20 protein-coding genes are annotated in these 13,977 nt (G+C 41.1%); 1 reads left to right on the forward strand and 19 read right to left on the reverse strand.

The window, feature by feature from the left end:
- Window positions 1–211 precede the first annotated feature (211 nt).
- The 8 genes from ACT2CV_RS07950 to ACT2CV_RS07985 all read right to left on the reverse strand — a co-directional run bounded on the left by ACT2CV_RS07950 (window position 212) and on the right by ACT2CV_RS07985 (window position 6,215).
- Window positions 212–730 (reverse strand): phage major tail tube protein, encoded by a 519-nt coding sequence (locus ACT2CV_RS07950; protein ID WP_464972297.1) that lies wholly within the window; start codon window positions 728–730, stop codon window positions 212–214.
- A gap of 9 nt (window positions 731–739) precedes the next feature.
- The gene (locus ACT2CV_RS07955; RefSeq protein WP_464972298.1) at window positions 740–2,125 is read right to left on the reverse strand and encodes a phage tail sheath family protein; all 1,386 of its coding nucleotides are present in this window, start codon (window positions 2,123–2,125) and stop codon (window positions 740–742) included.
- Window positions 2,126–2,140: 15 nt separating this feature from the next.
- Entirely contained in the window at window positions 2,141–2,641 is a 501-nt protein-coding gene (locus tag ACT2CV_RS07960; RefSeq protein ID WP_464972299.1) for a Gp37 family protein, read from the reverse strand.
- Window positions 2,642–3,073, reverse strand: a complete 432-nt coding sequence (locus ACT2CV_RS07965; RefSeq protein ID WP_464972300.1) for a gp436 family protein — start codon at window positions 3,071–3,073, stop codon at window positions 2,642–2,644.
- Window positions 3,073–3,363, reverse strand: coding sequence for a DUF7210 family protein (locus ACT2CV_RS07970; protein ID WP_464972301.1), 291 nt, complete (start codon window positions 3,361–3,363; stop codon window positions 3,073–3,075). Before ACT2CV_RS07970 ends, ACT2CV_RS07965 begins: the two co-directional genes overlap by 1 nt.
- A gap of 87 nt (window positions 3,364–3,450) precedes the next feature.
- On the reverse strand, window positions 3,451–4,386 hold the full coding sequence (locus tag ACT2CV_RS07975; protein ID WP_464972302.1) for a major capsid protein: 936 nt from the start codon (window positions 4,384–4,386) through the stop codon (window positions 3,451–3,453).
- A gap of 11 nt (window positions 4,387–4,397) precedes the next feature.
- Complete coding sequence (locus tag ACT2CV_RS07980) at window positions 4,398–5,492, reverse strand: peptidase (protein ID WP_464972303.1); 1,095 nt, start codon at window positions 5,490–5,492, stop codon at window positions 4,398–4,400.
- A 258-nt stretch (window positions 5,493–5,750) separates the two neighbouring features.
- Entirely contained in the window at window positions 5,751–6,215 is a 465-nt protein-coding gene (locus tag ACT2CV_RS07985) for a phage virion morphogenesis protein (RefSeq protein ID WP_464972304.1), read from the reverse strand.
- Between the two features lie 13 nt (window positions 6,216–6,228).
- On the opposite strand from ACT2CV_RS07985, the gene ACT2CV_RS07990 reads away from it, so the two are divergent.
- Window positions 6,229–6,816, forward strand: coding sequence for a hypothetical protein (locus tag ACT2CV_RS07990; RefSeq protein ID WP_464972305.1), 588 nt, complete (start codon window positions 6,229–6,231; stop codon window positions 6,814–6,816).
- Between the two features lie 205 nt (window positions 6,817–7,021).
- On the opposite strand, the gene ACT2CV_RS07995 is transcribed toward ACT2CV_RS07990, so the two are convergent.
- The 11 genes from ACT2CV_RS07995 to ACT2CV_RS08045 form a co-directional block, all read right to left on the reverse strand.
- A complete protein-coding gene (locus ACT2CV_RS07995) occupies window positions 7,022–8,296 on the reverse strand; it encodes a phage head morphogenesis protein (protein ID WP_464972306.1) in 1,275 nt (424 codons plus the stop codon).
- On the reverse strand, window positions 8,293–9,714 hold the full coding sequence (locus ACT2CV_RS08000) for a DUF935 domain-containing protein (protein WP_464972307.1): 1,422 nt from the start codon (window positions 9,712–9,714) through the stop codon (window positions 8,293–8,295). The genes ACT2CV_RS07995 and ACT2CV_RS08000 overlap by 4 nt, the downstream gene beginning before the upstream one ends.
- A gap of 1 nt (window position 9,715) precedes the next feature.
- Complete coding sequence (locus tag ACT2CV_RS08005) at window positions 9,716–11,029, reverse strand: terminase large subunit domain-containing protein (RefSeq protein WP_464972308.1); 1,314 nt, start codon at window positions 11,027–11,029, stop codon at window positions 9,716–9,718.
- Window positions 11,016–11,588: a DUF3486 family protein gene (locus tag ACT2CV_RS08010; RefSeq protein WP_464972309.1), complete on the reverse strand. Its 573-nt coding sequence runs from the start codon at window positions 11,586–11,588 to the stop codon at window positions 11,016–11,018. The genes ACT2CV_RS08005 and ACT2CV_RS08010 overlap by 14 nt, the downstream gene beginning before the upstream one ends.
- Window positions 11,589–11,610: 22 nt before the next feature.
- The gene (locus ACT2CV_RS08015; protein ID WP_464972310.1) at window positions 11,611–11,904 is read right to left on the reverse strand and encodes a VpaChn25_0724 family phage protein; all 294 of its coding nucleotides are present in this window, start codon (window positions 11,902–11,904) and stop codon (window positions 11,611–11,613) included.
- A complete protein-coding gene (locus ACT2CV_RS08020; RefSeq protein WP_464972311.1) occupies window positions 11,901–12,230 on the reverse strand; it encodes a DUF2730 family protein in 330 nt (109 codons plus the stop codon). The genes ACT2CV_RS08015 and ACT2CV_RS08020 overlap by 4 nt, the downstream gene beginning before the upstream one ends.
- Complete coding sequence (locus tag ACT2CV_RS08025) at window positions 12,227–12,358, reverse strand: hypothetical protein (protein WP_464972312.1); 132 nt, start codon at window positions 12,356–12,358, stop codon at window positions 12,227–12,229. The genes ACT2CV_RS08020 and ACT2CV_RS08025 overlap by 4 nt, the downstream gene beginning before the upstream one ends.
- A complete protein-coding gene (locus tag ACT2CV_RS08030; protein WP_464972313.1) occupies window positions 12,351–12,605 on the reverse strand; it encodes a DUF2681 domain-containing protein in 255 nt (84 codons plus the stop codon). The genes ACT2CV_RS08025 and ACT2CV_RS08030 overlap by 8 nt, the downstream gene beginning before the upstream one ends.
- Window positions 12,602–12,826: a DUF2644 domain-containing protein gene (locus ACT2CV_RS08035; RefSeq protein ID WP_464972314.1), complete on the reverse strand. Its 225-nt coding sequence runs from the start codon at window positions 12,824–12,826 to the stop codon at window positions 12,602–12,604. The genes ACT2CV_RS08030 and ACT2CV_RS08035 overlap by 4 nt, the downstream gene beginning before the upstream one ends.
- Window positions 12,827–12,922: 96 nt before the next feature.
- Window positions 12,923–13,468: an N-acetylmuramoyl-L-alanine amidase gene (locus ACT2CV_RS08040; protein ID WP_464972315.1), complete on the reverse strand. Its 546-nt coding sequence runs from the start codon at window positions 13,466–13,468 to the stop codon at window positions 12,923–12,925.
- Between the two features lie 81 nt (window positions 13,469–13,549).
- Window positions 13,550–13,795 carry a hypothetical protein gene (locus ACT2CV_RS08045; protein ID WP_464972316.1) on the reverse strand — a complete coding sequence of 82 codons (246 nt, stop codon included), beginning with the start codon at window positions 13,793–13,795 and terminating at the stop codon, window positions 13,550–13,552.
- Window positions 13,796–13,977 lie beyond the last annotated feature (182 nt).

Here is a 13,977-nt window from a genome sequence, read left to right on the forward strand (position 1 = left end):
GCTTGATGTCGCGCACTTTGGCTCGGCGTACATTCAACTCAGTAATTTCTTTGCCTTCGCCGTCACGAATAGGGAAAAGCAATTTAATTTTGCGATAGAGATTAATTTCTTTGGTTAGTTCAGACATAAAAAAACTCCTTAGTGGTTGTTAGATTTCACTAAGGAGTTTAATTAAATTGCGGTTAAATTGATTTTAAACCAGTTTAAAGATTTACTGACCAATATTGGTGCGGTATTTACGCAATACATCTTCGCCATTAACGCGCAGGATATTAGCAAACGCATCATAGAACAAGATTTCTTTACCATCCACCATTTGCTTAATAGAATGGATTTGGAAACTGTCTTGATGTTCGGTTGCCTCTTTATTTTTTAGGCTACCACCTGTGGTTTTATTAAAACTCACATTCATTACCGTAACCATTGGCACTTCAGCTTCCAATCCACGCGAACTGAAGACCTGCAAGTTGGACCGCGCCATTAATTGCACGTTTTTAAACGGATTATAAGCACGTGCGCGCACTTCAGGATAAAAGCTATCCCAAGTAACCTCACCTTCTAAGGCGTTCATGCCAGCTGGCAATTTAATTGTACCAATAAGCCCCAAACCTTTATGTTCAATTTGTTCGAATTCAATGTCTGGCAACTTGAACTCTTTGGCTTTACCCAGTAAGGAGTTGCCATCCATATAAACATTGGCGTTGACGATTTGATTAATTGTAGTACTCATTTATCACTCCTATTTTTGTGATACCAAATTGACCAGATATTTACGGGTCATCACCGATTTATTGGTAATGCGCTCCCCAGGGATTTTTGGGGTGTAGTCATAAACCAACGGGATTTGTCCCTCACTAAAGGCATTGACGAGATCATATTCATGGTCAAGTCCGACACTATAACCCACCAACGATTTTTGCGAACGCAGGAAGGTATCCAAGGTTTCGATAAAACTATCAATTAAGGCATCATCAATCGGTTTATCAATATATTGCAATTCGGCTTGACGAATACTTTCGTCGATAATATCACCTGTGCGTGATGCCACCTCAAAATTGCTAATATGAGTGACCGTTGGGTAATTAGATGAACGGTTACCCCATAAACGAAAACCTGTACCAAAACTATTGAAGATGGTCGTAATACCCACTGCGTTTAGGTTATTAGTTTCCGACTGGATATCATCCACGCGAGCAGTAAGCGGTAATTCCATACCAATAACACCACGTAATTCGTGGTTAGACGTACTAAACCAGTAGCCTTTTTCCACATCCACCCACATACGCAATCCTGCCGCATGTGTGGCTAAGCTTTCTAAGCTATTGGTCGAGCCAATGGCATAAGGGAAGAAATGACGCACATTTTCATTGCTTGCTGCAGCGTTAATTGTGCCTTGAGGTCCTCGTCCTTGAATTGCTTTAGAAAGGCTTGTGCCTTTCGGGAGTTGAATATAGGCTTTAGCATGCAATTGGTCAGCCAAGGTCGCCAAGGCGGCAGCGCAGCTTGCTGTTTTATCGAACTCAGGGCAAATAAGGATTTTGGCATCAGCACCGTAAAGGTTAAAACCATCACGCAATAATTCAAAACCTTTGCGTTTGCCAGTTAAGCTATCTACACCGCCTTTGATGTCATCTTCGGTAACACGCGATGGGTCGGCATAATCATAATTTGCAGTGAGATTAGTTTGTGCAGCACTTAGGGTGATTTCGCCTGTTTCAAGGTTGACGCGATAATCCGCCCCCTCATTTAAGCTGCCTGAATTGCTGCTTAGGGTTAAATTAATCAAGCCTTGTTTGCTAGTACGCGCAGTCAATGTGGCACTATCGACAGTTAATTCTTCGCTCGCAATCGTGCTTTTATGCTTTGTTGGATCAAGTACATTAACTACATATACACGCCCAGCCGCATAACGCGCTAAAATATCGAAGGCATCAGGCAAGGTAAACCCTTGTCCTAAAATCGTACCAAATTGTGCAAAGTCCTTGCGCGTCATACAAGGGGTTAACTCATTGACAACACCTTTCGGGGCAGTACCTACAATACCGATAATGGCACTGTCAACGACACGTACAGGGACAGATCCACCGTTGACGCGATGGGTTTCAGAACCATGATGAAATGGCATACATTTCTCCTCTTATTACTCTTTTTTTAACATTAAATCGGGACGTACAGGTTGATCTTTACGACGTAAGTGTACAGAGACAAACTTAGGTAGATCAGGCACAGTAATTTGTTGCACCTGCCAAGTTTCCGTTCGCACGATGAGTTGATATTGCCAAAGACCATCTGCTTCGCCTGCAAATTCCTCGCTGACGAGTTGGCATGCAGTACAATTTGTAGGGCAAAATCCCACTATTTTTAACCGCACTTTGTCGAGGATATCTAAAGCACCACTGTCATCATGTTGACTACGCGCAATCACTGTAAGGGCAATATGCACAAGACGGTGTTGTTGGACAATGTCCACGCTATCTAAGCTTTCAAACTTCGAGCCTGCGTATTGCACCAAAATCGCACCTAGTTCGTCTTTGAGGTAGTAACTCGCTACATCTTCAGGAAAAAGCTCTACCGCAAAACGCTCTACCTGCTCAAGCAAATGGTCACGAATACTGGTTAAAATAGGCAAGGTTGCTGACATTTAATACCCCGACAAATCAAGCTTTTCTGCGCCACGCACTTGGAACTTCGCCACTGCTGGCAAACTATCATCTGTGGCGCTTAATTCAATTAACCCTAGATGTAATTTGCCATTTTGGATACGTTCTAAATCTTTTAAGGCTTGGTTATAGGTTTCCTTCACATTGTCAGGAAATCCCTTGCCTTCTGGGCGACGCGAGTAAAGCCAATAACGAGCCAGTTGCAAACAGATATTACGCACAATAGTCGGTACTTGACTTAATGGGGTGATATAGCGTGAGCGTAAGTAGCCATCTACTATTTCAGTTGCATGTAAACAGGCTTTTTCTAACACTTGCTGATTAACATCCGTTGCACGAGAGCTATCATTTGATAATTCAATCAAACTGCGCTCACTTAGCACCTCATTTAAATCTTGTACCGATATGTACATTATTTATCGTCTCCGTTATGTTCAGCTTTTTTTGCTGCCTCTTTTGCAGCTTTAGCCTCTGCTTTCTTAGCAGCTGTTTCTGCAGCTAAACGTGCTTTTTCGGCATTATCTTCAGCAGTCTTACGTTCTGCCGCTTGTTTTTCGACTTCGCTTTTATCTAGCTCAATATAGAGAGATAAGTTTTCTGCTTCGTCATCAGTCAGTTCAATTTTATTGCCTTGTTCATAACGTTTCCCGTTATGCAAAATCGCCGTACTTGCCACGACTAAATAAGCCAGTTTTTGTTCCATTGTTTTTCTCCTAATGAAATTCTTTTACAAAATACACCGCATTTAATGGGTGTTTAAGCAAGGTTAAATGCGGTGTTAATGATGGAGTTATGCACTTATGCATTTTTTAATTAAGTAACCTGCAGAAGCACCCACAAGATGTGGCTTATGAATATCTGTAGTGCGGATCACCTCAATTTTGCCCCCATTTTCATGGTACTTATCGACAAACAACCCTTTATGACGACGTACAGTGTAGCCATAAGATGGTTCATAGACAGTGCCTTTGCTACCTTTAGCTCGCGTTGGTACATAAGCAAGCACGACAGCATCAGACCAAATATCTTTCAGTTGACTGCTTTGCTCATAAACCGCTTCACCAATTTTTACTTCTTCAATGCCAATTAATTTAGCAAAGACTTCAGGTGTGATAATCGCTACTTGAGAATATTTTAGTTTTTCAATGACTTTTGGGTGGTCTTTTAGAACTTCCCATACATCACCAGCAATCACACATACATTCGGTTTGCGACCAATAGAACGTTTGATTGCGCGGATACCTGTATCGAAGATACCGAAAATATCTGCTGTATCAGAGGTGAATTTGGATGTACCACTTAATACTACTTTGTTTGTCGTAGCATATTTGCTTTCATCGAGGGCAAGGGCTGCTATTTCTTTTTCACGCCCAAGGGCAATCACATCTTGAGTCGTGTTGAGAGCAAATTGGCGTAAAGAGAAAATTGCCTCATTTTCTTCGCGGTAGTCGATGGCATATTCCACATCATGCTCTTCTAACGCAACATCAATTGCTGTGATGTCTTCTGGGTCAAGACGGTTGGATGCACCACGTAATGTACGCACTGTACTTGGTAAGCGGAATGCAAGGCGACCAAATTGCGGAATTTTGCCCGCTTCTTTTTCAATTTCGACGGTCGGCATTAAAAATTCGCCGACGAGTTCATTGTTGTGGTATCCCTGTGCCAGATTGGTTAAAACAGGGTCTTGAACGCGTAATTTTTGCAAATTATGTGCTGTGCTCATTAAGTTACTCCTTATTGGTAAATTGCGTTGAAGGCAGTTGCATAATCGACGTTATGCGTTTTCATATATGCACGAACTTTCTGATCTGCTTCAATGGAGGCTGGATCAGTGCCTTCGGCATATTCCACGCTGTCATCTTGTGGCTCTACCGCATTTTCTTTGGTTGCCACTTCGTTAAATTCCACCGACTTTGGCAACTCAGTTAAAAAGGTTTTTAACTGTGTTTTAAAATCCGCTTCACCAAATTCAGGGGCATCAAAATCAGTATTCAGTAATGCAATAGCTGCATCTTTCTGTTTTGGTGTAAGTTTTCCTGTGGCGACTAAGTTTTCAGCAAATTCAGCATTTGCTGTTGCTTCGGCTGCTTTTTTAGCTTCGGCTTGCTCGGCTTTTAGGCGTGCATTTTCGGCTTCTAGCTCAGCCATTTTTTGTTGATCTTCAGGCGACATAGTTTCTCCTTGTGGCTTGTCATCTTCAGGGGTTAAAAATGGTTCATTAAAGTGCGGTACAATTTCGGCACTATTGGTCTGTTTTAAATCTTCACGTATGGCTTCATTATGCAAATCCTGTACTTGCCAGCTCGGCAGTACGCGGTCAGTTTCTTCCAAGCCAAATTTCTCAATAAAAAAATCCCGCATACGTGACCAAAGGTTTGCATTTGCCCATAAACTTAATTCGCCAAATTCAACAACATCCTCTTGGCTATCATTAAATACAGGATCTTTTAAACCTTTAACTGCGGGTGGCATGGCACCTAAAAAGCCGACATGACGTAAGTAATAACCTTCAGGTTTTGGATTGCTATCTGATTTAGGCAAATAAAACGCGGCTGAAATTTTTTTAAACTTGCCTGAGCGCACAAGCTCAGCAAATTCCGCATCCACTCCTTTTGGTTTGGCTTTTAAGGTATCGCCATCCAGTTCAAGATATTCAATCCAACCGTAAGCTGGGGCATCTAATTTGGGGTGACCAACAACCATTGGCGCTTCGTGAAATTCAGGTGTGTAGTTATCAACGACCAACTGCAGATCATCTCTGGAGATGTTGAATGTTTTGCCATTGGCAGACTTGTGTTCGCCTGCTCGGAAAATTTCGATCAGTTCCACGCTTACTCCTATAAGCAATTCGCTTTAATAAGGTTTAGCGTAGCGAAAAAATGATGAGAATAATTTTAAAGCACTTTAAAGATTAGTCTGTTTCTTTACTGCTTTTTAAAATTCCAGTTAAAGTGGAAAGTGGGATAGCGTTAAAATGGCGTTAAAATGGATTAAATGGCGTTTAAATTTTTTTAGATGATAAATTGTATATCTAAAACAACATAACGCCACTGAGAGCGATTGTGGCGTTATTTTAATAATTATTCATTAGCGCACAAGTTGATTAATTTGTTGTTGCAAAAGTGCGGTGGCTTTTTGTAATAATTTCTCGCCATCTTGTTGATTAACGCCAAGCCAAGGACGTGCAGGAATAGTTACTTTATGTCCTCGTCCTGCTTTACCACCAAATTGGTGCAGTCGTGCGTATGGCATTTCCGAACCAAACTCTACACCGCGATCATCAAAATTATAAGCCAGCCGATCAGCAAGATTACCATCTTGGCGCAAAATTTTACGGCTTTTACCGCGTTTTGCTTTGGCAACCAATGTTTTTGGCGCAAGTGGCTGCCATTTTTTGCCATCAGGATCAACTTCTAACTTAAAGCGTTCAGTGTGGATTTTCTTTAAGGTTTCACCGAGTACACCGTAGAGCTTGCGAGGGTGTTTGAGTTGGTTGGCGATTTGTTGCAAGGATTGTGCTGCTTGCGTATCATTGAGGGTAATTTTTATCATTGGAGATTGCCTTATGGTTTATGAGTTAAAAACAGAGCTGGGTTATCAAATTCGGTATTTTCAAGCTGATGATGAGCCTGCAATAGACATTGCTATACAACCTAAGTTTAATGGCTATCACTTAGAAGGGGACGAATGTACCGTATTTGATTTCTTAGCCCTATCTGAAGAAATGAACAATAATACGAGCTATTATCCCATCACTTGTGAATGTGGAATGCCTGATGATGCCGCTATTTATTCTCCGCTTACTCAGACTGTTACAGAGTTTGAGATTTATTGGGATATTCCTATCGCGGATTATCGTTGGACAGTCAGCCCCGAATACAGCGAGCTTGATGGCGTATTGCGTCTGATTTTTGATAAACAGCAATTTCAACAAACCGTGTTACAAATGAATACGGAGGCGCGATCCCTTGTTGAAAATGGCGTTGAAATAGCCACAATCAAACCTGAACAATTTATCAAACTTTACGGTAGCGGTGATTATTTCTTGGACATTCTGCAAACAGCCGTTGTGGGTAATCCACTGATAACCCACGCGAAAGTTGGAGAACTTCATCCTTTCGGTGGTATAAGTGCCACTAAAGTATTTGATTAAAAAATCGTTTGGGCGTATAGTCTAGCTACAAAGCCTGCAATAATAGTTTCCTAATGGTAAAGGTCGTGGCTTAGTCCACTTTATGCTGTTCGAATTCGACGTTTATTGCAGGCAATAGTCCTTAATAAAGTTTGTAACGATAGTTTCCTAGTTGGTAAAGGTTGTAGGCTAATAACCTACATTATAAGGTTCGAGTCCTTCGTCGTTACAAACTCCCCTCTAATAATTCATATAAACTGCTTTTCAGCCCAGTTGTATCCTTAAATAAACTTCCCGTGATTATACGATTTAACTTGATATTGTTTCGCTTGCCATTAATGCGATCAAATAGGGTTGCGTCATAGTTGATTTTTATTGCCAATTTTGTTTTTTCGATTTCATAAATAAAAAGCAAAGTTGGTGTTTCTTGCTGCTTTTCTAGCAGAATTGCTTTTGGATGTTTTAATTTATCAGCAATTTGTTCCCAAAAAGATAGTGGTACAGCAATATTGAAATTATCTTTTAATTCTCTTAATGCGTGCTTTAAGTCGCCCTTTTCCATTGCAATAATTGCTGATTGTGGTGCTATGTTTAACTTTTCCAATTTTTCGATGATTTTTACAGGCAATACACCGAGTAATTTTAAATTCTCAACATATCGCATTGCCTTATCATCTTGAGCACTATCAATTTGACTAATCCAAGATTTTACAGATTTACTTTGTATTTGCGCTATTTCCTTTCTCTCAAGTAAATCACCCACCATTGCTGCGGTAAATTTCGGATCAGAAGTAACGTGTTTTTGCATAAGCAGTTTATCCACGCTATCTAATCGATCTTGCTTTAAATTCTCAAAATTATGCGGCGCAAAGCCTACATCATAACCTTTCGGCAAATTCACTATACGTGGATTGCCAACACGTACGCCTACCCATTTTTCTTGATATTCAATTTCCACTGGAGGACTGACAGTTTTGCTCATGTTTTTTAAATCTGCTTCATCATGGGCAATGACGGTGCAATGGCAGCCATAAGCTTTGATTGGGTAGTAATATTTCCAAAATGGATCGCTCGCAGGACGAATGGTGCCATCTAAATCAACGTGTGCTTGGCGAGGATGGGCATTGTCATTGTGTTGATATTCCCAATAAGGTAGCACATCCGCTAGTTCTAAATGCTGTTTGAGGCGACCGCGATTGTATGCCCCATAAACATTGGTATCGTAAATGATACGTGTGCGCCAATTACGTCCGCCTTTGTATTGCCAACCTGTGTTGTCCACAATCTCGTCAAAGTCTTTGCGAAATTGTGCCAAAGTGGCGCCTTGTTCTATGGCGTTATCAACAGCCTGCCTAAAAGCGTCCACGATTTCATTACGATTTGCACCTGCGACCACGAAAAAATAATCATGCTCTTCGCCTTGAATATCGAGGTAGCTTTCTGTGGGCAAGTTTATTTTCTTGGCAAAATAACGCGCTTGCTCTTGGAATTGAAATGTCATTTTTGCTCCTCAATCACCGCATATCGACCTGCTAACTCTGCGACGGTTGATGCCCACGCTAACACTTCTGCGTATTCCGCGAAGCTGAGTTCAGGAATCAGGCTATCCAGTTGATTGCGGAAATCCTCCAAACTTTCTGCTTGCTGAAGTCTGTCTTGGATAGCTTGCATCCAATGTTCCACATAGGGTTCGCCTTCTAACTCAAGCTGTTCTACAATACCGTCTGCAATATTGGGTGGTAGTTGGGGTTCGTTAAATTGTGCGGACTTTTGCACCGCACTTTCAGAGGAAAGTACAATATCACCTTGTTCAAAACCGTAGGTCCGCGCGAGATATTGTTCGGTAAATTGCACGCCCATATTGGCGAGCAATTGGTCGCGTTCTGCTTGCAATTTATCAATGCTTTCTTGTTCATAGAGTTCAAATTTTGGCAAGGTTTCCACGTGGAAATTGAGTTCACAAATCCACTGCAACAGTTGATTAAATGTGCTTTCCACAAGGCTTGCATCATCATTTCGAATATCACGCGTTACTTCAAAACCCGCTATTGCGCTGGCACGATTTGCTTCTGCCTCTGTGGTTTGGTTTTGACCTAACAACGCAATGGCAATTTCTGACTTGCAGTATTTCAAAAAGTCATCAAAGACTTGTGAGCTACCGCTTTTTGAGCCGCTTTCTAAAATTTCAATGCTACTATCATTAGGGATAGCACCTACCGCTGTCCCCACCATATTTTCAAGACTATCTAAAAGATCTGAAATTTCGTGAACTTGTGCTTGGCGAGGGTGTTTGCCGAGTAAATAAGGGGTGGCATACTTTTCTACAAACTCCAACCAGAACTTAAACCCGCCCTTTTTAAAGGTGGCAGCCCAAAAGCACAGTGCAAGATCGGCTCTACCATAAGGGTTGATGTAATCTGCTTGTTGGGTCACAAGTAGGAATTTCTTTTCAGGTAATGGCTTACCGTCGCGATGTTCTTTATCTCGCAACATGAGTTCATTGTCATGATTAAACACAAACCATTCTTGCGGTTTGCCGACAATATCCACAGGTAAACACATACCATTGTCATATTCCCACATAATTTCCAACGCTTGATAACCAAAGAGGGCTGCATCAAGGATTTGATTGATGATATTGGCAAGTGGCAACTGATTAAAAAGCGCGGTTAAAACATCATCTGTTTTTTGATTGCCTGTTGGCGTAATGCGCCATTCTAAGCCTTTAATGGCTGCTTTACGACGACGTACACAACCGCCCACATGACTATCTGAGAGGATTTCACGATAAGCGGATATATCACGACCCATTTTCTTTAAAACTGGATCAGGGTTGGGCAAATAGTGCATAAATGACCAAAAGTCGATAGCACTGGCACGTGTTGCAATAACGCTGATTAAATCTTGTTGTTTTGGCATATTAATAACCTTCTGTTATTTTTGTAGTAGTTCTCGCTTTGCGGCTATGCGCTTTTATTGGGGTAACTACGGCATCTTGCGCCGCTGTGAGCGCTAAAAAACACGCCCATGTTCTATCGGCATGTCCTTGACTATCACTTTCTGCAATAAAGCGTGGCTGTCCTGTTGAACCCATCACTTTTTTGAGCTTGTGCAAATCTTCTCGTAGGGCATTGTCGCCTTGAGGGATACGGATTTTACGGTCTTCAAAGGCATTTTTGCCGATGGTTGCCATATTGAGTTTTGTTGCTACATTAAACAGCATGCCTTGTACGCGGTTTTTACCATGGGTATATTGCGCATCTTCCACCATTTTTTCACCCATACCTGTTTGGTCTAAGTAGGCGGAAATAACATGATATTCGGCAAATACGCGCTCAAGTTCACTGAGTTGCTCACGAAGTGCGGTGCGTTTTAGGGTAATAATTTCACGAGTCCAATAAACATCGCCTACTTGTTCGATTACCCAAATCACCGTTAAGTCATTGCGCGCGGCAATATCCATTCCCACAAAACAGGGGTTACCAGTGTAGTGTTCTGGAATACCTGCTTGAGGATGTTCAACACCGTCAATTAAATCGTAAGATAACCAGCTGCTTGCTTCATCTAACCATTTGAGTTCAAATTCTTGCGCCCATGCGTCTTCATCATTTAAGCCTTTGCGCAACTGCTCAATATTACGAGGCAAACCATCTGCTACAGCTTGATAAATATCCACTTTATGACGTGACCATTCGGTATTTTGTAAATCGGTCATCAATTCATAGAATTTATTACCTTTCCCGTTTGGGGTGGATACCACGCGTAATTTCCAACCAGCAGATATAACGGGGAAGAGCGCTTTCCAAATTTCGCGACTATCTTGATGAAAGGCAAATTCATCTAAAAAGACATTTGCTGAGAAACCACGAGCAGTATCAGGATTGGCGGGTAGTGCGGTGATTTTTGAGCCATTGGGGAAGGTAACTTCAAGGGCATTGATAGTTGTATCTTCTTTAAAAGGCACCTCTAATACTTCACAAACAATCCCCATAGCTTCAAGGTGGCGCTTTACCCCCTCATTCATGGCTTCTTTTGCTTGGCGTTCACCACGAGAAAGGATAACCCAACGGGTTTTCTCGCCTTTTGCTTCTGCTTCTAAACAGTCCAAGACAATCTCTAGTGTCGTGGTAAAGGTTTTACCTGATTGTCGTGAGAACATGGCAACCTTAAATCGACTTTCATCTTGGAGCCAACGACGTTGATATTCATAGAGGATTGTGTTATTCGATTCCATAAACTGCTTTTACCATTTTGGCTACATCATCCATATTCGCCCCAGTTCGTTTTCCTGCTTCTTCAACTGCTTCCGCCGCACGTTTAATGGTTTCCTGACGAATAGCTTGTTCGCGTTTAAAACTCAAACTTTCCGCTTGCTCTAGGCGCTGAATGGCAGATGACAGCAATGCCAACTGTTTAGGCTCAATACCACCGTCTTGCTCACCTAATTTCAGTGACGTTTCAAAGGCAATTTGTTTAACCATTTCCATTAAGGCTTTGCCAATATCGGTTTGGGGCATTTCACCAAATTGTTTTGTCCAAACTTCTGCCACTTCACGTGCTTGGCGGATTTTTGCCCCGAGTTGTTCCATTCGGTTTGCATAACGATTTAAGCCTGTTTTACTTAAGCAATAACTTTCATTCAAACCACAATCTCGGATCAAGTCGTTAATCTCTTCAAGTATTTGAGCCTGCGAGAATTGTTTATCACGCAACATCATCGCCAGTTGGGTTTTGATATTCGGTGGTAACAAATCCACTTTGCTAGCACGCCCTCGAGTTGTTTTATTTGTCATTTAAAACTCCTTAAAATCTAGTTTAAGTTCGAGGGCGAGGGCGTTTTACGCCATCAACCTGAGCTTCGCCATTGGCGACATCTAAACCTCTTTGCGTAATTCTTGCGACCATAAAATCATTCTGCAATCGCTCAATGGTAATTAGTCCTTGTTCTTCTAACCAATTTAAATGGTTACGAACTAAATCGCGGCTAATATGATGACCATATAAAGATAAACAATCATCTAAGATAGATTCGTTGGCATCATAGCCTGCTTCCACTAATGATCGTAATATAACTAGGCGCTGATCTTGCGCGAAAATATCTTTTCTCATTCTTTATTAACCTCTTTCTCTACAAGCAACTCTACCTGATGGATCAAACTTTGCACTGTGGCATTCAATGCTTTAGTTTCGCCTTTCATTTCTGATATAGATAACCGCAAATTAGCCACATCAGCAGTAGTGGGCAAGTGGCGTAATTCCCCTTTAATTTCGGATAAATTCCGTTCATTGTCTGCTATGGCTCTACGCAACTCGGATACATCCGATTTGCGTGCATACTTACTGTCCATGGTTAGCCAAAAATACGTCCATACTGCACCACAAATTGCCATGACAATCGCCCAATGCTTTTGGACAAAATCAAGTATTTCCGTCATTTCTTATCCTCAGCTTCACAGATGGCACGATAGGTGCGGTTATGCACTAAGATTTGACGCAATGTTTCGGTTGTATCTTGTCGGCTTGCTGTAATAAGACTAAAACCTGCACAACTGTTATTAATCACGTAAGTCGCCTTCGGTGTGCAAGCTGTCAAGCACAGAAGTGCGGTCAGAATGACGTGAGTTTTGTTCATATTGTTTCCTTACTTGATGATTTTTCACTTGGGTTACCGCAATCTCTTTTTCGGTTTGTAATTGTTGGTTTTCCTTGAACAAGTCATCTATTCGCTGGTTGGCTTGTTTCAATTTCCAAGAGCAAAATAAGAAAAATAAGATGCCAATAACTATTAAGACGATAATCAGGATGTTCATTGTTCTCTTCCTCGATTACTTAAGGCATTGGCAAAACCTTTTGTTGCCACGCCACCGCCACAAAAAATAGCGAATGTCATAAATAATTCAGATACATTTGACCGATCCAAATAAACCGAGTAGGCGAGAATAATCGCCATTAACAATGCACCAAAGAATTGGATGAATGCAGTAGTTGAAAGGCGACCATTGTCATTAGTGATTAATTCTTTCAGTTTCATTATTATCGTCCCCAAATACGATAGAAGTATGTTGCTGCAGTTAAACCTTTGTTTAATTGTTTATTACGCTTGGCGTTACGGCTCATTTTTTTCATGTTACCCCTCGAATAAATGCTCATAATTAATCACTTGTTCACTGTCTAACCATTGCCACACATCAAAGCAAGGGCAAGCCTTTAACCATTCATTTGGGCTAACAGTGCCATCGCCATTTAAATCAGGACTAAGATCACGATGCCCACAAATACGTGCATGAGGGTATTGGCTTTCGAGATGACGCAATAATTGATGCAGGGTGCGCCATTGTGCTGGCGTGTATTCACCATGTTTTTTACCTTCAGGAGTAATGCCGCCAACAAGGCAAATCCCGATAGAGTTCAGATTATGTCCTTGTACATGTGCGCCCGTTTCGCCAACTTGACGACCCGTTGTGAGAGTGCCATCTGTATCGATAACAAAGTGATATCCAATATGTTTTAAGTGCGCATTGAATTGTTTAATTCGGATAGGATGGCGTTTAAAGCCTCGTTTGGCATGCCATCGGTTAATAACTTGTGCGGCGGACTCTGTTGCACTGCCAAGCTGTTTACCATTTTGAGTGGCAGAACAATGGATGACGATTTTATTGATAGGTAATGCCATAAAAAACTCCCTTTAAATTTGATTTAAAGGGAGTTTAAAACAGAGAGTTAAATTGGAATATTAAAGCGATTTAAAGAATGGCTAATACTTTTTAATCGCTTGCTCTAGTTTTTGAGCTGTTTCTGGAGTTAATCCTGAATTTAACTGAATAACCACCTTACCATTAGGCGATTGATATAAATATGGACCTGCTAAATCTTTTAATGCATTAAAATAAGCATATACAGGATCACAATGCATTTTTTCTCCACAAATAAAAGCTTGCCCTCCTTTAGGGGCAACTTCTGGAATAGAAAATGCAAAACGCTCCTTGAACCCTTTTACCATAAATTCATCAGCTTTTAGATCTTTTACGTCATTTATTTCAATACCGCTACTTTTTAATGTTGAAACAAGATCCGAGGTGGTAATTTATTTTTCTCCACAAGCAGTAATAGCCAATGAACTTAATGCAACTATTAGTAATTTCTTCATATTAATTCTCCATAGTAAATGACATAATAATCTTA

It is taken from the genome of Reella acinonychis (genome assembly GCF_052384575.1).
In the GTDB taxonomy this organism is placed as follows: Bacteria; Pseudomonadota; Gammaproteobacteria; order Enterobacterales; family Pasteurellaceae; genus JBQSUQ01.

Excerpts from the sequence above, each read along its gene's own strand:
- ACT2CV_RS07950 (WP_464972297.1), bottom strand. The coding sequence starts at position 730 with ATGAGTACTACAATTAATCAAATCGTCAACGCCAATGTTTATATGGAT.
- ACT2CV_RS07955 (WP_464972298.1), bottom strand. The coding sequence starts at position 2,125 with ATGCCATTTCATCATGGTTCTGAAACCCATCGCGTCAACGGTGGATCT.
- ACT2CV_RS07960 (WP_464972299.1), bottom strand. The coding sequence starts at position 2,641 with ATGTCAGCAACCTTGCCTATTTTAACCAGTATTCGTGACCATTTGCTT.
- ACT2CV_RS07965 (WP_464972300.1), bottom strand. The coding sequence starts at position 3,073 with ATGTACATATCGGTACAAGATTTAAATGAGGTGCTAAGTGAGCGCAGT.
- ACT2CV_RS07970 (WP_464972301.1), bottom strand. The coding sequence starts at position 3,363 with ATGGAACAAAAACTGGCTTATTTAGTCGTGGCAAGTACGGCGATTTTG.
- ACT2CV_RS07975 (WP_464972302.1), bottom strand. The coding sequence starts at position 4,386 with ATGAGCACAGCACATAATTTGCAAAAATTACGCGTTCAAGACCCTGTT.
- ACT2CV_RS07985 (WP_464972304.1), bottom strand. The coding sequence starts at position 6,215 with ATGATAAAAATTACCCTCAATGATACGCAAGCAGCACAATCCTTGCAA.
- ACT2CV_RS07990 (WP_464972305.1), top strand. The coding sequence starts at position 6,229 with ATGGTTTATGAGTTAAAAACAGAGCTGGGTTATCAAATTCGGTATTTT.
- ACT2CV_RS07995 (WP_464972306.1), bottom strand. The coding sequence starts at position 8,296 with ATGACATTTCAATTCCAAGAGCAAGCGCGTTATTTTGCCAAGAAAATA.
- ACT2CV_RS08000 (WP_464972307.1), bottom strand. The coding sequence starts at position 9,714 with ATGCCAAAACAACAAGATTTAATCAGCGTTATTGCAACACGTGCCAGT.
- ACT2CV_RS08005 (WP_464972308.1), bottom strand. The coding sequence starts at position 11,029 with ATGGAATCGAATAACACAATCCTCTATGAATATCAACGTCGTTGGCTC.
- ACT2CV_RS08010 (WP_464972309.1), bottom strand. The coding sequence starts at position 11,588 with ATGACAAATAAAACAACTCGAGGGCGTGCTAGCAAAGTGGATTTGTTA.
- ACT2CV_RS08015 (WP_464972310.1), bottom strand. The coding sequence starts at position 11,904 with ATGAGAAAAGATATTTTCGCGCAAGATCAGCGCCTAGTTATATTACGA.
- ACT2CV_RS08020 (WP_464972311.1), bottom strand. The coding sequence starts at position 12,230 with ATGACGGAAATACTTGATTTTGTCCAAAAGCATTGGGCGATTGTCATG.
- ACT2CV_RS08030 (WP_464972313.1), bottom strand. The coding sequence starts at position 12,605 with ATGAACATCCTGATTATCGTCTTAATAGTTATTGGCATCTTATTTTTC.
- ACT2CV_RS08035 (WP_464972314.1), bottom strand. The coding sequence starts at position 12,826 with ATGAAACTGAAAGAATTAATCACTAATGACAATGGTCGCCTTTCAACT.
- ACT2CV_RS08040 (WP_464972315.1), bottom strand. The coding sequence starts at position 13,468 with ATGGCATTACCTATCAATAAAATCGTCATCCATTGTTCTGCCACTCAA.
- ACT2CV_RS08045 (WP_464972316.1), bottom strand. The coding sequence starts at position 13,795 with ATGGTAAAAGGGTTCAAGGAGCGTTTTGCATTTTCTATTCCAGAAGTT.